Source organism: Microcystis sp. M079S1 (genome assembly GCF_020246425.1).
GTDB lineage: Bacteria > Cyanobacteriota > Cyanobacteriia > Cyanobacteriales > Microcystaceae > Microcystis > Microcystis aeruginosa.
In genome coordinates this window covers 1-16762 of the sequence record NZ_JADBSZ010000357.1, presented here as the reverse complement: position 1 = coordinate 16762, position 16762 = coordinate 1, and the positions used below count along the sequence as shown (strand labels likewise).

Annotated in this window: 15 protein-coding genes, 1 tRNA gene and 2 pseudogenes; 4 read left to right on the top strand and 14 right to left on the bottom strand. The window is 47.1% G+C overall.

Features of this window, described 5'->3' with window-relative positions; genetic code table 11:
- Positions 1-153: 153 nt before the first annotated feature.
- Positions 154-360, top strand: a pseudogene (locus tag IM456_RS22950) (IS200/IS605 family transposase); the annotation flags it as partial.
- Positions 361-378: 18 nt separating this feature from the next.
- On the opposite strand, the gene IM456_RS22945 reads toward IM456_RS22950, so the two are convergent.
- From IM456_RS22945 to surE, 6 genes are all read right to left on the bottom strand, one after another.
- Positions 379-1224 (bottom strand): hypothetical protein, encoded by an 846-nt coding sequence (locus IM456_RS22945; RefSeq protein WP_287692459.1) that lies wholly within the window; start codon positions 1222-1224, stop codon positions 379-381.
- 59 nt (positions 1225-1283) lie between these two features.
- Positions 1284-1874, bottom strand: a complete 591-nt coding sequence (locus IM456_RS22940; protein ID WP_287692458.1) for a hypothetical protein — start codon at positions 1872-1874, stop codon at positions 1284-1286.
- A gap of 11 nt (positions 1875-1885) precedes the next feature.
- The gene (locus tag IM456_RS22935) at positions 1886-3631 is read right to left on the bottom strand and encodes a R3H domain-containing nucleic acid-binding protein (RefSeq protein WP_287692457.1); all 1746 of its coding nucleotides are present in this window, start codon (positions 3629-3631) and stop codon (positions 1886-1888) included.
- 221 nt (positions 3632-3852) lie between these two features.
- Positions 3853-4854: a circadian clock protein LdpA gene (gene ldpA / locus IM456_RS22930; protein WP_149987943.1), complete on the bottom strand. Its 1002-nt coding sequence runs from the start codon at positions 4852-4854 to the stop codon at positions 3853-3855.
- Positions 4855-5345: 491 nt separating this feature from the next.
- Complete coding sequence (locus IM456_RS22925; RefSeq protein WP_012267496.1) at positions 5346-5927, bottom strand: DUF3727 domain-containing protein; 582 nt, start codon at positions 5925-5927, stop codon at positions 5346-5348.
- A gap of 47 nt (positions 5928-5974) precedes the next feature.
- Positions 5975-6787, bottom strand: coding sequence for a 5'/3'-nucleotidase SurE (gene surE / locus IM456_RS22920; protein WP_149987944.1), 813 nt, complete (start codon positions 6785-6787; stop codon positions 5975-5977).
- Between the two features lie 56 nt (positions 6788-6843).
- Between surE and IM456_RS22915 the strand changes: the two genes are divergently transcribed.
- Positions 6844-6916: transfer RNA gene (locus IM456_RS22915), tRNA-Arg, on the top strand.
- Positions 6917-7095: 179 nt separating this feature from the next.
- Here the strand turns inward: IM456_RS22915 and prmA are convergent.
- The 4 genes from prmA to IM456_RS22895 form a co-directional block, all read right to left on the bottom strand.
- Entirely contained in the window at positions 7096-7992 is an 897-nt protein-coding gene (gene prmA, locus IM456_RS22910) for a 50S ribosomal protein L11 methyltransferase (protein ID WP_287692453.1), read from the bottom strand.
- 380 nt (positions 7993-8372) lie between these two features.
- Positions 8373-9950 carry a phosphoglycerate dehydrogenase gene (serA, locus tag IM456_RS22905; RefSeq protein WP_150975455.1) on the bottom strand — a complete coding sequence of 526 codons (1578 nt, stop codon included), beginning with the start codon at positions 9948-9950 and terminating at the stop codon, positions 8373-8375.
- 107 nt (positions 9951-10057) lie between these two features.
- Positions 10058-10987 (bottom strand): HEAT repeat domain-containing protein, encoded by a 930-nt coding sequence (locus IM456_RS22900; protein WP_287692451.1) that lies wholly within the window; start codon positions 10985-10987, stop codon positions 10058-10060.
- Between the two features lie 145 nt (positions 10988-11132).
- Positions 11133-11366, bottom strand: a complete 234-nt coding sequence (locus IM456_RS22895; RefSeq protein ID WP_149987947.1) for a DUF8630 family protein — start codon at positions 11364-11366, stop codon at positions 11133-11135.
- Positions 11367-11572: 206 nt separating this feature from the next.
- Between IM456_RS22895 and cpeY the strand changes: the two genes are divergently transcribed.
- Positions 11573-12835: a C-phycoerythrin alpha-cysteine-82 phycoerythrobilin lyase CpeY gene (gene cpeY, locus IM456_RS22890; protein WP_149987948.1), complete on the top strand. Its 1263-nt coding sequence runs from the start codon at positions 11573-11575 to the stop codon at positions 12833-12835.
- A gap of 237 nt (positions 12836-13072) precedes the next feature.
- Here the strand turns inward: cpeY and ilvB are convergent, their stop codons facing one another.
- Positions 13073-14926 (bottom strand): biosynthetic-type acetolactate synthase large subunit, encoded by a 1854-nt coding sequence (ilvB, locus tag IM456_RS22885; RefSeq protein WP_149987949.1) that lies wholly within the window; start codon positions 14924-14926, stop codon positions 13073-13075.
- Between the two features lie 323 nt (positions 14927-15249).
- On the opposite strand from ilvB, the gene bioD reads away from it, so the two are divergent.
- The gene (gene bioD, locus IM456_RS22880) at positions 15250-15912 is read left to right on the top strand and encodes a dethiobiotin synthase (RefSeq protein WP_149987951.1); all 663 of its coding nucleotides are present in this window, start codon (positions 15250-15252) and stop codon (positions 15910-15912) included.
- A gap of 102 nt (positions 15913-16014) precedes the next feature.
- Here bioD and IM456_RS22875 read toward each other — a convergent pair whose 3' ends face one another.
- The 3 genes and pseudogenes from IM456_RS22875 to IM456_RS22870 form a co-directional block, all read right to left on the bottom strand.
- Entirely contained in the window at positions 16015-16275 is a 261-nt protein-coding gene (locus IM456_RS22875) for a transposase (RefSeq protein WP_216645724.1), read from the bottom strand.
- Between the two features lie 186 nt (positions 16276-16461).
- Positions 16462-16614 (bottom strand): transposase, encoded by a 153-nt coding sequence (locus IM456_RS23460; RefSeq protein ID WP_353737725.1) that lies wholly within the window; start codon positions 16612-16614, stop codon positions 16462-16464.
- Between the two features lie 24 nt (positions 16615-16638).
- Positions 16639-16762: pseudogene (locus tag IM456_RS22870) on the bottom strand (zinc ribbon domain-containing protein); the annotation flags it as partial.

The window sequence follows — 16762 nt, the reverse complement described above, 5'->3', positions numbered from 1 at the left end:
TTGGAGTGATTGGGGGGAAAATTCAGGTACTTTTTCCCTGAAAATTAGGTAGTTGACCACCTGAAAATCGATAAAACCCCACACCCCACACCCCACACCCCACACCCTGCCCCCAGGAAAAACTTTTTCAGCAAGCCCTAATTACAATCATGGACCCAACTAATCGCTAACCTTAAAACAGTTAGTAGTCGCTTAATTAGAAAGGAATTTCCGGATTTGGCGGCAAAGTATTTCGACAATAAACCTTATTTTTGGACGGGAGGTTATTTCGTGGCTAGTTGTGGAGGTGTTACCATCGAACAACTAAAAAAATACGTTGAGAACCAAAACTACCCGAAAGTGGAAACCCTACCGCGTTAGTTTTATTCTGGTGGCGATTCATCTCCCGTTAACTGCGTAGCGGTTTAACGGGAGTCCTCTCGCTCCATTGAGATAGATTTGGCTGGGTTGAATCGCGGCGGGATGATGATAACAACCATGACGCAATAAACTCATCTCTGGGGCGGTTTCGTCGGGAAAATAGGCAAAAGAAGTCAAATTCAAGAGAGTATTATCGATCGCCTCTCGATAGGTTCCATAACTAGGATCACTGCTGGGTAAAGCTTTTAATAAGCGAATGATCCCCGCCACAGCGATCGCCGCTGCCGAAGAATCCCTTTCGGTAGCGGCATTTTTTTGCAGGGCATAATCAAAGTCCCAGGGGGGAATAAAATCTCCGGCGCGTCTTTGTCCACCGGGCCAGCGATCGGGCAAATTGTCCAGATAATAATTAATGGCATCCTTGGCAATGGTTAACATTTCCGGATCGCCGGTGTAAATATAGGCCGTCGTGGCACTATAAATAAACCAAGCTTGACCCCTGGACCAAGTGCTATCATCGCGCCAGCCCTGTTTCCCCTCATTAAATAAGAAATTTCTATAGGTGGGAGAGTTGACATTTTGATCAAAATACCCTCTTTGCCAAGTTCCCGTTTTACCCGGGCGACGATTAGCCCCAAAGGTGCGGCTAATGGTGCGGATGTGGGAAAGAGCCTTTTCTTGCCAATCTTTTGCTTCCTTGGGGTCAGGATTGTGGAGACTTGCCCAGAGCAGTTGTTCTATATTGATCGTATGGTCGATAAAAACCTGCCAATGTTCTTGCTGATCGGTGCGATCGGCCTTGCGTAACCAGCCAAAAGTCCCGATATCGCTGTGATAAGCTAAACGGCTTTTACTTCGGATCACCGATATAGACTCCAAAAGGGTTATAGCTGTTGGATCATGCAGGTTAAGCGCCGTTTAGCTTAACTCCCCTTCCCATCCTGAAAGGGTTGGGCTAGTTGTCTGGCTCCCTGTAAAGTGATCTCTAAAGCTGTCTGTTTTTCCTGGCCCCGTCCCGACTCAAACCAAGGAGCAAAAACCAGTAAATTATTAAGAGCGATGTCTTTGTTCTTTAAACTCGCTTCTTTTAAGGGATCGCTCCATTTTTTCGCAGCAGCAGCCCAAAAGCCCGCATACATAGGGTCTGATTCTAAGTCAGTAATTTTCCATAATAGAGCAGGAAAAGCCCCTGCCGCCCAAAAATCGGCGTTTTCTAACTTCCAAGTGCCGGGGGTGGGACTATTCCTCCTCCGTAGCCAATTGAAGAAATTAAAACCCGATGGCTCTGGATGGGTAAGATAGGGATAGAGAATTCCCCGACGGGCATAACTATCGAGATAGTCGATCGTAGTGGCTAGTTTCATCTTAGCCAGATCGAGACAGAGCTTAATTCTTGCAGCTAGGGGCATTTTGTCCCGTAATTCCGCCGCCGATCGGGGACGATGGATAATCAGGGAGGCCACCGCACCGATCGCCGCCCCCGTACCCATAATAATTAGCGTGCGTCGCTTCAAATTCCCGACTCCTAAGCTGGATAGATGCGAATACGGCGATTCGGTTCCTCTCCGAAGCTATCGGATTGGAGACGGTAATGTTCCACTAATTCGTGCTGCATTTTCCGCACTTTCGCCGATCGCGGCAGTAACTCCACCGGTTGACCGGTAGGAATAACGATTTGTTCCACCGCTAACCGGGCCTCCTCCAAAGCTTCGATCTCGTCATCGCTACCGCTGCGGGCAAATAAACGCATATCCGCACCTTCCTGATTCATCGGGTCATCAATGCCCAAAATCCGCTTTAAACCGCGAGAAATTTGGGGCAGGGTATTGGATTTGATGCCGTGGATGGGAATTTGTCTTACTTTGGCAATTTGCCGCAATTTTGACTGATTTTTGACGTGGGAACGCAGGGCCAGCACCGCGTCGGCCTCCTGTAAATCTTTGGTCAAAACGATCGGCAAATCTAGGGCCTGTACTACCTGTTCGATCGGGGCGCGACTGACTCCGTAGGGATAGACATAAACCGGCCAATCTTCGCCATTGGGACCGGGGATGCGGATTTTTTCCGTTTCCGGTTCTTCCTGCAGCCAAGATTGTTCGAGGAGGCGATCAAAATCGTTTTCCCGGTTGAGTCCGCCTGCACCGAAACGGGCCACGGGAGTCATCCGGCCATCGGCCCGCCATCCCTTGGGTTTATCCATTTCTGGCAGATAATTGCGACGCAAAGGGGTGAGGTTTTCCTGTTTTGGTTCTTCCTGAGTGACTTGTACTTTCCCCTCCTCATCTACCCAACGGATTTGGGCAATTGCTTCCCGTCCCCGCAGCAGTTGGTCGATAGTGGTGGATACGTCTTCGTGGATAACCCAGCGCTGACGTTCCAACATTTCGATGGCAATGTCAAAGGTGGGCGGTGCTTTGCGTTCTAAAACGGTTTTCTGAGAACCCCGGCGGCGTGCTTCTTCGTCTCCGAGAGTTACTGCCTGAATTCCCCCGACTAAATCCGATAAAGTCGGGTTTTTAATTAAATTTTCCAGTTGATTGCCGTGGGCGGTTCCCACTAACTGCACCCCGCGTTCGGCGATCGTGCGAGCGGCCAGAGCTTCTAATTCCGTACCGATCTCATCAATCACGATCACCTCTGGCATATGGTTTTCCACCGCTTCGATCATGACTTGATGCTGCAATTCCGGACGGGCCACCTGCATCCGACGAGCGCGACCGATGGCCGGATGGGGAATATCTCCATCCCCGGCGATTTCGTTGGAGGTGTCGATAATCACTACCCGTTTATTGAGGTCGTCGGCTAAAACTCGGGCAATTTCCCGGAGAGCGGTGGTTTTCCCCACCCCCGGACGACCGAGCAGCAGCAGGGATTTACCCGTTTCCACTAGGTCGTTAATCAGGGTGATCGTACCGAAAACGGCCCGACCGATACGACAGGTTAAACCGATAATTTCCCCGTCTCGATTGCGAATGGCACTGATGCGGTGCAGGGTGCGTTCAATCCCGGCGCGATTATCGCCGCTAAAACTGCCCACCCTGGCGATCGAATACTGGATTTCTTCTTTTGAGATCGGTTCGTCCCCCAGATCGATCGCCCCATCGGGAAAACGCGCTTCTGGTATGCGTCCCAAATCCATAACCACTTCGATCAGTTGATGCTGCCGCGGGTGTTCCTCGATTTTGGTGCGAATCCGCGCGGGTAGAATTGCCAAGAGTTTGTTTAAATCGTCGGTAACTGGCATCCGAGAGGAGGGTAGGGTTTCTGGCATTAATAGTAAAAGGTTTTGGTGTTAACGGAGGCAGGGGGCAGGAGGCCGTTTTTGTAACGGGGATTTATGCCCCGCTCCAAAAACTTTTCGCCTTAAAAGGCGAGGTTTTAGACCTGATTTTTTCGATAATTGGCCGTTTTTATTTCCAAGATTTTCTTGGGGTCTAACACATTTAGGGGTTAGTTGTCAATTAAAAAAATATTATAGTTTTTTGACCAAGGCTAGGCTTTCAATTGAGCAACGAGAATAGAAGCGGCTTTAACGGCTTCTTGGTAGGCTTGGGGGTCATTTTCAAGGTTAGGCTGGTCTAAATGCTCTAAAATTGGCAAAATCAATGAACGGGCGTAACTTCCAGATGCAATACCAGCGATTTTTTCTCTCAGTCCCAGTTGCCGTAATTTGGTCACGGTATGGTCATTGGTTCCCCCGGCTAACTGCACAAATCCGGCTAGATTGGCACAGAGGACTTTTTTGGCCATATTAATAGCCGGGTGGGTGGTTCCTTTGCCGATATCGCCGCTCATCGGTCGGCCGTCAGTCTGCCAAATCAGAGGACAGCTTAGGGGTGAAATAGTTTCTTGCAGATAGTGGAGGTAATCAATGATATGCTGATGATCTTGGCAACTTATGGCGAGGATTTTTAGGTTTTTACTTACAGGTGCGATCGCTTGCCAGAGTCGAGCAAATTCCTCTCCATGACCGACTTGGGTATGAATTTCGATCGCATCGACTCCCATTTCGATAATTAAGGGGATAATTTCTTGGGGTTGACAGACACGGGATTCCGTGGTGATGATTTGTAAGGGACAAACGGGTAAGCAACGACCGCAACCATAACAGCGCTGTTCGATCACTCCTCCCCTATCGATAGCATAAGCGGGACAGATTTTTTCGCAGGGACGGGGACAATCGACCGGACAGAGTTGCGGGTTAAAGATAGCTTTACGAAAGTGGGGATCTTCCCCGTCATTGAGACTGACCATTAACCAAGGTCGTCGATTGGGAGGTAATCCAGCGATTTTTTCGGCGGTTTCGATGCCTTCTTTGGCCGCAACAATCACAGCCCGGTCGGCGGCCACATCAATACAATCGGCCCCGACGATAGTATAGGTCAAAGCGAGGTTGCGAATCGTGGGCAAATCCTGGTAACTGGCTCCACAGATGAGCTTGAACCAGTGACCCGCAACTAAGGACCAGAAGGGAGAGGAGTTTTTATCTAGCACTTTTTTATCCTATCGCAGCCAGCCCCTAAACGTCAGCCTTGTGCTGCTCTGATAGTAAATCTTCTGACTAAAGACTAGAACTCTTGCATAATTAATTTTTGAGGTTTCAAAAACGGCAAAAATAAGGATTAAATGGCACAAAATCTGTAAATAGACCATTTAATTGCTTATTATTTATTCTTAATTCTCCTGACTACTGACGACCGGCTACTGACTCCTAACCCTAACAACAATTTTTGATTTTTACAAGAGGTCTATTCTTCCTTTGGCATCAGTGTCTGTCCCGGGCTGCCCCTCACTTTTGCCAGCAAGCAGAGGCTAGAAGCCTATCCGACAGATAATAAGTTCGTCAGTGGTTAGGGAAATGTGTAATTAATTTAGAGAAAAAATACCAAATCCGTTTTAATCACGACGATAATAAAATCCCGAAAGATATACTGTGACTAGATTTATCAAAAATTTTGGTCGGCGGATTTGGTAAAATTATGTAATTAATCGAGTTCATCAAACAAAAGTTCCTCTAGAATTGGTCCCATACCGTCATCATCGGGGGAAACTAATTCAACTTTCCCTTCCGCATCACCGACGGCTAAGAATAACAAAGGAGCTAGGGGACTGTAAATCGAGTATTTTTGGTCTTCCGAAAAGAAACTGGCGAGAAATTGCAATTCTTCCGGCTCTGATGACGAGGAGGGTTCATCGCCATCAATTTCTAAACTGAGAACATTATCTTCTTCTAGGGGCGGTAATTCACCACTAACAGTCAAGGTGTGGGCAGTGGATTTGAGCAATAGGTCTAATTCTGCTAAAACTGCCTTAGCATCGGCGAAAATACGCTCGATTTCCTCGCTATCTTCGATTAAGAAGGCATCAGATTCTTCTTCCTCCGATTCCTCATCCCAAGCTAGAATCATCACCGGGGTATCCACGGGGACAAGAAGCATATAGGTGAGATCATCGGTTTCATAGGCGTTCTCAATATAACAGTCCAGCGATCGACCTTGCTCATCCCAGAGGGTTATGATATCCGCTTCTTCGAGTTCGTTTTCTTGAAAATTAAATTGAGGGGACATAGGCTCTCAAACGCTAATGATTGAATCAGAATATCATGAGATGATCCTCAATCAAACCAAGAATTCCGGTGCAAATGTTGAAAACCCTGCACATCAGTTAAATTGTATTGTAGGGGCGTGATGGTGATAAAATTATCGCCAATAGCGCGCACATCCGTAGGCACTTCCGGGGGTAAATGGGTATAGTCCGGTTGTTCGATATCTTCCACCACTTCCCCAATTAACCAGTAATAACTTTTACCCCTAGGATCCAGTCTTTTCTCGAAGGTTTCTTCGTAGCGTCGCAATCCTTGCCTAGTGATTTTCACCCCCTTGATTTCGCCACTACTAACCGGAGGGACGTTCACATTGAGTAAAGTGGGAATAGGAAAAGGGTTAAGGGCAACTTTCCTGACTAAAGTGAGGGCAAAATCGGCGGCCGGCTGGAAATCACAGGCTTTAAAACTAGCCAGACTAAAAGCAATACTGGGAATACCCTCGATTAAGCCCTCCAGGGCTGCGGAAACCGTGCCAGAATAGAGGATATCGGTGCCGAGATTAGACCCGTGGTTAATGCCAGCTAAAACTACATCGGGACGCTCTTTGAGGACGGCACTAAGGGCAAATTTCACCGAATCGGCGGGAGTTCCCGAGCAAGACCAAGCAATCACATCGGGATGAAAAATTCCTTCCACCTGTTCGGCCCGGATGGGATGGTGTAAGGTTAAGCCATGACCAGTAGCAGAGCGCTCGCCGTCGGGACAAACTACGGTGACTTGATGGCCCGCAGTAGCGAGGGTGTTAGCGAGGGTGCGGACTCCTAGGGCGGAAATGCCGTCATCGTTACTGATCAGTAGTTTTAAAGGGCGATCGCTAGTCATAGAAATTTCTGCTCTACTGCGTCGGCTAGTGGTATAATATAATAGTATTTTATTGTGGGTACGTAGCTCAGAGGATAGAGCACCAGGTTCCGGTCCTGGGTGTCGGGGGTTCGACTCCCTCCGTACTCGTTCAGAAATCAGGGGTCGGTATTGTAAAGTATCATTGGAACTCCCCTGTGGTGGAAAACTGTCATTTGTTAAGCTAAAAGCTTAAATCTACTTAGTTTCTAACCTTCTTTTTGGGTAGGAGAATTGCCAGATTTTTTTTGCTGCTTCTTGCTTTCAGAAGCTGATAACTGATAGCTATATTAATCCAGAGCGCGACGAATTTGAAGACAACACCATTCTTGACGTTTCCACAGGGCAGCCACTGTCCAGCCTTGGGGTTCTAAAATATCTGTAACTGCTTGTGCTTGGGTGACGAGGATGCCGCTTAAAATTCCCCAAGTGGTGGGTTTTGCCAGACGGTTGATTTCGGGCATTAAAGCGATAATTGTCTCGGCTAAAATATTACAAACGATGCCATCGACACCATCGGGAATTAATTCTAATAACTCCTCGACACTACCCTGATTAATAGCTAAATTTTCGGGGTTAATCCCGTTGAGATGGCGATTACTGCGCGTCGCACTCACCGCCAGCGGATCTGTATCGACAGCATAAACTTTTTTGGCCCCCAATAAAATCGCCCCGATCGCCAGTATGCCGGAACCACAACCGATATCGGCGATAATTTTAGGCTCTGGATGGCTACTTAAACGCATTTCTAGGGATTCTAGACATAATTGCGTGGTTGGATGCGTTCCCGTGCCGAAAGCGGAACCGGGGTCAATTTTAATCACCAATCTCTGGTTATTTTCGGGGGGATTTAACCAAGCAGGACAGATCAAAAAGCGATCGCCGATCTCGCTAATTTGCCAATGTTGTTTCCAACTGCTGGCCCAGTCTTCCTCGTCCATTAACTGCCAATGGCTGACAGGTTCGGGAAAACCTAAAATCAAAGCATCTTCCTTTAAGCAGAGGCTTAGTGCCTCTAAATCGGGCAATTGCGCTTTAATTTCTGGTATATAGGCCTTAACCTCTAAAGAGGATTGTTTTTTAGCAGTGGCCGTTCCCGAACAGCCAAAATTTTCCAGTCTCCAGAAAACCGTTTCTTCGAGACTAGGTTCGCACAAAACCGTAATTTCCCACCAACTATTAGACATATATCAGTGATCAGTGATCAGTTATCAGATTTGAGTTTTCAGTCAACAGTATTAAGTAGGTGGGTGGAATTAAATATAAGATGAACGTAGGTTGGGTTGAAGCATGAAACCCAACGCCCGCATGGGTTACGCTACCGCTAACCCATCCTACAAATAATTGTGCCTCCCTACTTAAGTGGCAAGTGCGGAGCTTTCTTTTCACTGATTACTGATTAAGCTAAGACGCATTTAAACCGCTTATTCTTAGATTAGCCCCCCTTGCCCCCCCACCCCCCCGATGTTGGTAGTAGGGTTGATTCATGAATCAACCCTACCTTGAATCAACCCTAGGGGGGGTGGGGGGTTGCCCCTTGCCTTCAGAAGCTGATAACTGATTTAATCTAGAGTTTCACTGTATAAGCATCACGGATACCGGGGACTTTAGTAATTTCCGAGAGAAGACCTTCTGGTAAAGGATCATCGAGACTCAGGGCCATAACTGCGTCACCGCGAATAATTTTGCGTCCTACCTGCATACTGGCGATATTGACATTAAAACTGCCTAAAAGTGCGCCAATTTTGCCGATAATACCGGGCATATCCTGGTGAAGGGTGAATAACATATGATTACTCGGTGGCACGTTAATGGGGAACTCATCGAGGTCAGTAATGCGGATTTCTCCGGTGCTTAACAGCGCCCCAGTGACGGAATGGGTCCCCATAGAACCATTAGCTTCCAAATGAATCGATCCCGAATAGTCGCGGGTGGAAGCATCCCGGGTTTCGATTACCCGGATACCGCGTTCCTTAGCTTCGATCGCCGCATTAACATAGTTTACCCGTTCCCGGAGGGCTTGGGAAAGTAAACCCTTAATGGCCGCTATCACTAGGGGTTGACTGTCTTTAGTGGCCAATTCTCCCTGTAAACGGACATTTAACGAGTCACAGCGACCTCCTGCCAACTGACTGACGAGATTACCCATAGTTTCCGCTAATTGCAGGTAAGGGCGCAGTTTTTCCATAACATCGGGAGTTAGTCCGGGGATATTAACAGCCGAGCGCGCTGGCAAACCGAGGAGGACATCGCGAATTTGTTCGGCCACATCAATAGCCACATTCACCTGTGCTTCCGTAGTCGATGCACCTAGGTGGGGAGTGAGGATGACGTTAGATAATTCTCTTAATCTAGATTCGCCTAAAGGTTCCTGTTCAAATACATCCAAGGCTGCCCCGGCGATTCTACCGGATTCGAGGGCTTCAATTAAAGCCAACTCATCGATAATGCCGCCTCTGGAACAGTTAATGATGCGGACTGTGGGTTTCATCTTAGCGATGGTTTCCCGACCGATGAGATGCTGGGTTTCGGCAGTTTTCGGGACGTGGAGAGTGATAAAATCGGACTCAGCAAAGAGTAATTCTAGATCCACCAAGGTGCAACCGAGTTGATCGGCGCGTTCTTTGGAAATAAAGGGATCGTAGGCGAGAATTTTCATGCCTAGAGATCTAGCAACGGCGGCGACGTGGGAACCAATTTTCCCTAAACCGACGACTCCTAGGTTCTTTTTATAAACTTCTGTGCCGATAAAGCGATTTCTTTCCCATTTATTCGCTTTTACCGACTGATTGGCATCGGGAATATGACGGGAGAGGGATAACATCATGGCCAAGGCGTGTTCGGCAGCGGCGATCGTGTTACCTTCGGGAGAGTTAACGACAATAATACCCTGACGAGTGGCCGCGGGAACATCGATATTATCGACTCCTACCCCTGCGCGGCCGATAATTTGCAGTTTGCTGCCCGCTTCGACGATTTCTTTGGTGACGCGGGTACTGGAACGGAGCATCAGTGCGTCGTATTCGGGGATAATTTGAATGATTTCCTCAGCGGATAGTCCTGTTTTCACGTCCACTTGGGCAACCTGTGACAGAATTTCTACTCCTACCGGATCGATCGAATCGGATACCAGAACTTTGGCCATAATCTTTATAACGTGCTTTATTCAGTCTACGGGCAAATGCTAGACCAATATTCGGGTCTAGCCGCAATAGCCCATTTTAGAAGCAAAGGGTGCAGTCTATGGCAAAATTAGCGAAAAGATTTTAGGTTGTCATTCTCATTGTCGTCAATGGTGTCGATGTCAGCCTCTTGCCGTTGTAACTGAGATATTGCCAATTTAATCACGGTGGCGATCGAGTTTTCCGCTTCTTTTTCTAAGGCCTTTTCTAGGGCTGCCATTGCTTCTGTATCCTTAATTTTCATTAACGACAAAGCCGCCGATTTGCGCGTTTCCCCCTCGGGATGTTCTAACAATGGAATCAAACGGGAAACTGCCGGTTTATAGGCGAGATTTCCTATTACTGCCGCCGCTTCACAACGCACCGTTTCAGAGTGATCCTCAAGGGCATTAATTAACAATCCCAAGGCTGTTGCTTCGCCACTATCCTGAGCGATTTTAGCGATCGCACCTACCACGGCAGCCCGCACCGCTTCCGAATCAGAGTTAATTTCCCGATATAAATATTCCTTCGCTTCCGTGCCAATAAAAGCTAAAGCCCAGGCCGCATGACCTTTGGTGCTTTCGGGATGTTCACCGGAGGCGAGAATATCGAGTAACAGGGGAACAGCAGCCTCACCAATACGAGCCAAAGCACCCACGGAGGAACCTTTAACCACTGTATCCTCATCGTTAAGCAGCGCTTGCACTAGGGGAGATACGCTGTCGGGATCCGCAATTAGAGTTAGAGTTTTGGCACTGGCACGACGCACCACCGGCTCCTGATGATTGAGCAGTGCTGTCACTAAAAAAGGAGTGGCAGCTTTGCCGATTTTACCGAGAGTATCGGCAAAACCCAAGCGTACCATTCCCCGGGGATCTCCCAAACATTCCACCAGACGCTGGATGCGTTGGCTATCACTCCCATCGAAGGTTCCCTCCGCCACTTCCTTACGGGCGATCGCCAAAAATTCGTCTACTTCGGCACTGGATAGGGGGGATAATTTGATCGCTTCACTCATAGGCGGGAATTTTCCATCAATATTGGGTTAATTAGCGGTCAGCCGTGGGACTATCAGCCTTTAGTTCTCGGTTTTTGCATTAATTAGCCATTTTTCCGACCAATATAACTTTTATCTAGCTGACGACCAACGGCTGCCGGCTATTTTAATTGCTGCTGAGGGCGGCCTGTTGGGCGCGGAGATTGGCGAGAGTTTCGTCAATTTGGGCTAATTCTGGCTCTAAACGAGCATTAAGCTTCGATTTGGGCAGTTTCGCTTTTTGAGCGGCATTGGTGAGATCGTTGATCAAGCGTTGACGATAGACCTCAAATTCTTCAATCACTGCCGCGATGTCTTGCGGAGTAACGGGTTCGGGAATATTGGTAAGATTGTCAGTCATGGCGATCGCTTAATTGAGATTTTTGTTAAAGGTTTGTCCCTGATTTTCTCAAATTTTCCTACCCTAGTCCGATAATTGTAATAACTGGTAACGAAACCCGATTCTGGGAAATCTTGAGCAGTGGATGAGACTAAACAAATGAAAACCTAGAAATAATCAGGATTTCTCCCTTTTTACCCCTGACTTTTTACTTGATTTAAGGCACGATGGATAAACGTTTTTTTAATATGTTTGGGTTAACGGAAGATCAAGCGATCGCTCTCCTGCAAACCCCGCTCGAACAGTTAAACGCACCCACAGAGCGTTATGTAGCGGCAGCCCATCTAATTAATTTTCCCACGGAGCGATCGATTAATGCTTTGATCGCGGCCATAGAAAATCCCTCTCACGATCTCTATGATCGCATTACCCGACGCAAAGCTTTAGAAAGTTTAGGTCGTTTGCAAGCAGCAAAAGCTTTACCGATTATTCGCGATTGTTTAACCGATGAAGATATTTATACCGTGGAGAATGCTGTCTGGGCGATCGGCGAGATCGGTACGCAGGAAACCGCCATTTTAGAGAAAATTAGTCAATTATTAGATAAACCTGGCCAGAGTTACCGGACTATTATTCAAACTTTAGCTAAATTAGATTATCAACCCGCCGTCTCGTCCATAGAAAAATTGACAAACTGGCCAGATAAACCGATCGCCAGTGCGGCAATTGCCGCTATTTGCCGTTTAACGGGGGATTATCGTCAGATGGGGCAAGTGGTCGCTTTTCTCCAAGATGATAATGTTAACGCCCGTCGTGGCTCTATTCAAGACCTAATCGATGCGGGTTACTATCAGGCAATTCCCCAAATCTCTCGCTGTCCGGTTTCGATCGCTTTTCGTCTGCGGGGAATTCGTTTATTAGCGGAGGTGGGTAAGGAAAAAGGTCTAACTTTTGCCGAGGTGGAACCCTATCTAGATAGCGTTATTTATGACCATCCCGAAGGTCTTGATTTAGTTCACGAGTACGATCAACCACCCACAATTGATTTTACCATCGGCGAACTCTATCATACGGATTTTGGCCGCTGTTATCTTGCTAGTAAAACCCTTTTAGAAAATTATGCCACGGCGGCCCCAGAAGCTTTATTAACTACTTGGAAAAAAGAGGCTCATAATGATTACGGAGCGCATTATCATGTTATTAAAATTCTCGGTTGGCTGCAATATTCCCCCGCTTACGATCTATTTATCGAAGCCTTAGAAAATACTTCCCCCCAATTCCAAAAATCCCGGGCTGCCGCTGCCATCGCTTTAGGAAATCTCGGTGATCGGCACTCAATTTCTCTACTACATAAGTGTTTAAATAGTCAGATTTTTGATTTAAAATATGCTGGTTTATTAGCCTTAGAAAAGTTAGGCGATCAGGAAGGGAAAAAGATGATCGCTGAGGATGAGGATTGGTTAATTCTATCGAAAGCCAATCGGATTTAATGCTGGCAATTCTTGGTTATTTTATCGATGTCTCTTTGACAATAAATCCGGTTATTAAAAACTGATTATTTATTCCCCCTTTTGCATGAGTGCCTCTTGCCTTTTGCCTGTCCTTATAAGTAGCCTATGCTCAACGGATTTAGTATGACAATTTCTATGATGTTTAAACATTAGAGAAAAAGCGAAAAACCTCCGTTATCCTTAACGGAGGCTAGATAATCGATTAACAATTTTCGGCTACAATTTCGCCCCACATTCAGGACAGAATTTATTATTCCAACTGTTAACTGCGCCACAACTGGGACAATCGAGCATTTCACAACTTCTGGTGACAATTTTCGGTAAACCAATCATACGCGCATTACTTTGACCGGGGGCGACCATGGGATAACAATTTTCATCCTTAGTCACGATCGCATTGACCAAAACCGGACCATCATGGGCCAACATTTCGGCAATTTTTGCGGCTAATTCCTCTCGATGGCGAATAGTAATGCCTTTAATGCCGTAAGCTTGGGCTAACAGTTCCACATCCGGCATTCCCGCTTCCATATTGGAATTAGAATAACGTTCCCCATAGAAAGCTTCTTGCCATTGACGTACCATACCCTGCCAACCATTATTAATAATAATCGTCTTGGCATGAATATTAAATTGGGTTAGGGTGGCCAATTCCTGTAGATTCATTTGGAAACTGGAATCACCACTAATACAGATGACCTCTTCATCGGGAATAGCCACCTTTGCCCCCATAGCAGCGGGTAAACCGAAACCCATCGTCCCCAATCCCGCGCTAGAAATCCAACGTCGGGGTCCATTTTTGAGGAATTGGGCCGCCCACATCTGATGCTGGCCCACATCGGTGGTATAGTAGGCGTGGGGTGCTTGACGACCCACCTCAACGATCACTTCTTGGGGGGAAAGTCTGCCTTCCGGTCGAGGTACTTGCAGGGGATAATCTTGTCGCCAGCGCTCGATCTGGGCTAACCAAGCTTGGGTGCGATCGGAATTAGTGGGATAATCAAATTCTCTGGCTTTTTGGAGTATTTGTTCTAAAACTACCCGCACATCCCCGACAATCGGCACGTCAGGGGCGCGATTTTTGCCCACTTCGGCGGGGTCAATATCCACATGGATTACCTTAGCTTTCGAGGCGAATTCGTCCAATTTTCCCGTTACTCGGTCATCAAAACGAGCGCCGACGGCAATTAATAAATCACACTCGGTCACGGCAAAATTAGCGTAGGCAGTGCCGTGCATTCCTAACATTCCCACCGAGAGGGGATGATGTTCATCAAAAGCACCGATACCCATTAACGTGGTGGTGACGGGTAACTGAAAACGCTCGGCAAACTCGGCAATTTGGGCGTGGGCATTAGCTGCGATCGCACCTCCGCCAACGTAAAGTAAAGGTTTTTCGGCGGTTTCCAAGAGGTGTAAAGCGGCCTCGATCTGACGGCGATTGCCCTTAACCGTGGGACGATAGCCGGTTAGTTTCACATCTCCCGGTTCGACGGGGATATAATCGCATAGTTCTAAACCGACATCTTTGGGAATATCGACTAAAACCGGTCCCGGTCGTCCTGTACTGGCGATGTGGAAGGCCTCAGCGACGATTCTCGCTACTTCCCGGGCATTTCTAGCCACATAGGAATGTTTAACAATCGGGAGAGTAATACCATAAATATCGGTTTCTTGGAAAGCATCGGAACCGATGGCCGCCCGACTCACCTGACCGGTGATAATTACCATCGGGATGGAGTCCATGTGTGCGTTAGCGATGCCTGTCACCAAATTGGTCGCCCCGGGGCCGGAAGTACCGAAACAGACCCCCACTTTGCCGGTGGCCCTAGCGTAGGCATCGGCGGCATGGGCGGCCGCTTGTTCGTGGCGCACTAAAATATGTTGTAATTCTCCCCGCTCTTCAAAGCGGTAGAGTTCGTCATAGATGGGCAGGATCGCACCACCCGGATAACCGAAGATGTGCTTAACACCATGACGTTTGAGACTGTCCATCAAGGCATAAGCCCCAGAACAACGCTGGGGAACCGTTGTTAAAGAGTCATTGGGCTTGGGAAGTGATGAAACCACAGGGCAAACCGTCCAATTTCTAACTAGAGGGATAATTGCAATTCTGTTGCCTAGGATGCAACTTGAAAAATAGCAAAATTGATAACCTTATACTTTTAGTGTATTCCATCTCACCTTTTTGGCTGCAGTTTTTTTTCTTTTTGCATCTTACCCATGCAATATCTGGGGTAGTGGGGTGGTGGGGTGTGGGGAAGTGGGGAAGTGGGGAGTGGGGAGTGGGGAATTATGAATTATGAAGTGGGGAGTAGGGGAGTGGGGAGATGGGGAGATAAGATGATAAATATTGGTGATTTCACCTGATCTTGACTTGGTCTGGGAGTTTTATGAATAGTCTTTTGATTACGGCTACGGATACCGACGCGGGTAAAACCGTTGTCACCACTGCCTTAGTGGCTTATTGGCAAAAATACTATCCATCCAAGGCCTTGGGGCTGATGAAATTAATGCAAACGGGTCAAGGCGATCGAGAATGGTATGAGGGCTTATTTCAGGGTCAATTAGAAATGATTACACCGCTGCAATATCAAGCACCCTTAGCGCCTCCTGTGGCCGCCGATTTGGAAGGTCGAGATATTCCTTTAGGGACAGTCTGGCAAGCTCTGCTGAACCTACAAAAAAGCCAAGATTTGGTTTTAATTGAGGGTTTGGGGGGTTTAGGTTGTCCTGTCACCCACGAGCTAACTGTGGCGGATTTAGCCTCTCAATGGCGGTTAAAAACCCTTTTAGTGGTGCCGGTGAAATTGGGAGCGATTTCCCAAACTGTGGCTAATATTGCCCTAGCAGAGCAAAAAAAGGTCAATTTAGGCGGAATTATCCTTAATTGTCTCGAACCGCGCACGGAGACGGAAATAGAGCAGTTAACACCGATCGATTTAATTCAATCCTTGACTAATTGTCCGGTTTTAGGTGTTTTTCCCTTTATCGAAGATCGTCGGGATTTGGATAAATTGGCCTCGGTGGTAGCTAGTTGGCCAGAAATTATCTAAAGTCAAATTCCTATGGTTTTTACCTGTAATGTCGGCTTGAAGGCTATGTATGTTTTACCGATGAGATGAAAGGTTCCGCCAATATAGAACAGCGAAGCACAACTAATATTCAGGGGAATCCTGATTCTCAACATATTTTTTTTGCTGGTCTATCGTAACACCACCACAACTAGCCACAAAATACGCCCCTGTCCACAAAACCCGTTTGTCTTTCCAATAAATCTTTTTTAAATGATTAGGATAATTGTCCCACATTAATTGGCAAGAGGTTGACTTTAGGTGGGCTATTAACCCACTTAAGAGCTTATGGGGTGGGTAAGTAGGGTTTGCGGCAAAAAGTTTGTTGGCGGGGTTAGGAGTCAGGAGTCAGGAGTCAGGAGCCGGTCGTTTAAGGCTTTGTTGCCCTCTCTTTTAGTACCATTTTATGTACTACAAGAAGAATAATGCCAGGTTTTTGAGGGTCCCAATCCGATTTTCGCAGCATGAACATCGGATTTTAACAGGTCAAAAGCCTTATTTTAAAAGGGTTTTACCATTATTCAGCAAACCCTAAGTAAGAAGAATGTGAACATGATCTGATTCTCCGTTTATCTCGACTACTTCCGCATCCCATTTCTCGGCTATAGCTTGAAAAGCTAATTTCAAAAACTCTAAATGCTCCTTTTGGAACACCTTTTGACGGTACTTGGTGAGAAAAACTATATGTACATTGACATACTCCCACCGTCAAGCTACGCTGTGACGGGGGATTCTTGACCTATCACTATCGGAAATTCCTTGTTCAACGAGACAGCTTAGATTCTCAATGTCTCCATTAAGAATCCAGAGACCGGACTCTCCCAAGGCGTTT

Excerpts from the sequence above, each read along its gene's own strand:
- serA (WP_150975455.1), bottom strand. The coding sequence starts at position 9,950 with ATGGCCAAAGTTCTGGTATCCGATTCGATCGATCCGGTAGGAGTAGAA.
- IM456_RS22895 (WP_149987947.1), bottom strand. The coding sequence starts at position 11,366 with ATGACTGACAATCTTACCAATATTCCCGAACCCGTTACTCCGCAAGAC.
- IM456_RS22925 (WP_012267496.1), bottom strand. The coding sequence starts at position 5,927 with ATGTCCCCTCAATTTAATTTTCAAGAAAACGAACTCGAAGAAGCGGAT.
- IM456_RS22900 (WP_287692451.1), bottom strand. The coding sequence starts at position 10,987 with ATGAGTGAAGCGATCAAATTATCCCCCCTATCCAGTGCCGAAGTAGAC.
- IM456_RS22935 (WP_287692457.1), bottom strand. The coding sequence starts at position 3,631 with ATGCCAGAAACCCTACCCTCCTCTCGGATGCCAGTTACCGACGATTTA.
- prmA (WP_287692453.1), bottom strand. The coding sequence starts at position 7,992 with ATGTCTAATAGTTGGTGGGAAATTACGGTTTTGTGCGAACCTAGTCTC.
- bioD (WP_149987951.1), top strand. The coding sequence starts at position 15,250 with ATGAATAGTCTTTTGATTACGGCTACGGATACCGACGCGGGTAAAACC.
- cpeY (WP_149987948.1), top strand. The coding sequence starts at position 11,573 with ATGGATAAACGTTTTTTTAATATGTTTGGGTTAACGGAAGATCAAGCG.
- surE (WP_149987944.1), bottom strand. The coding sequence starts at position 6,787 with ATGACTAGCGATCGCCCTTTAAAACTACTGATCAGTAACGATGACGGC.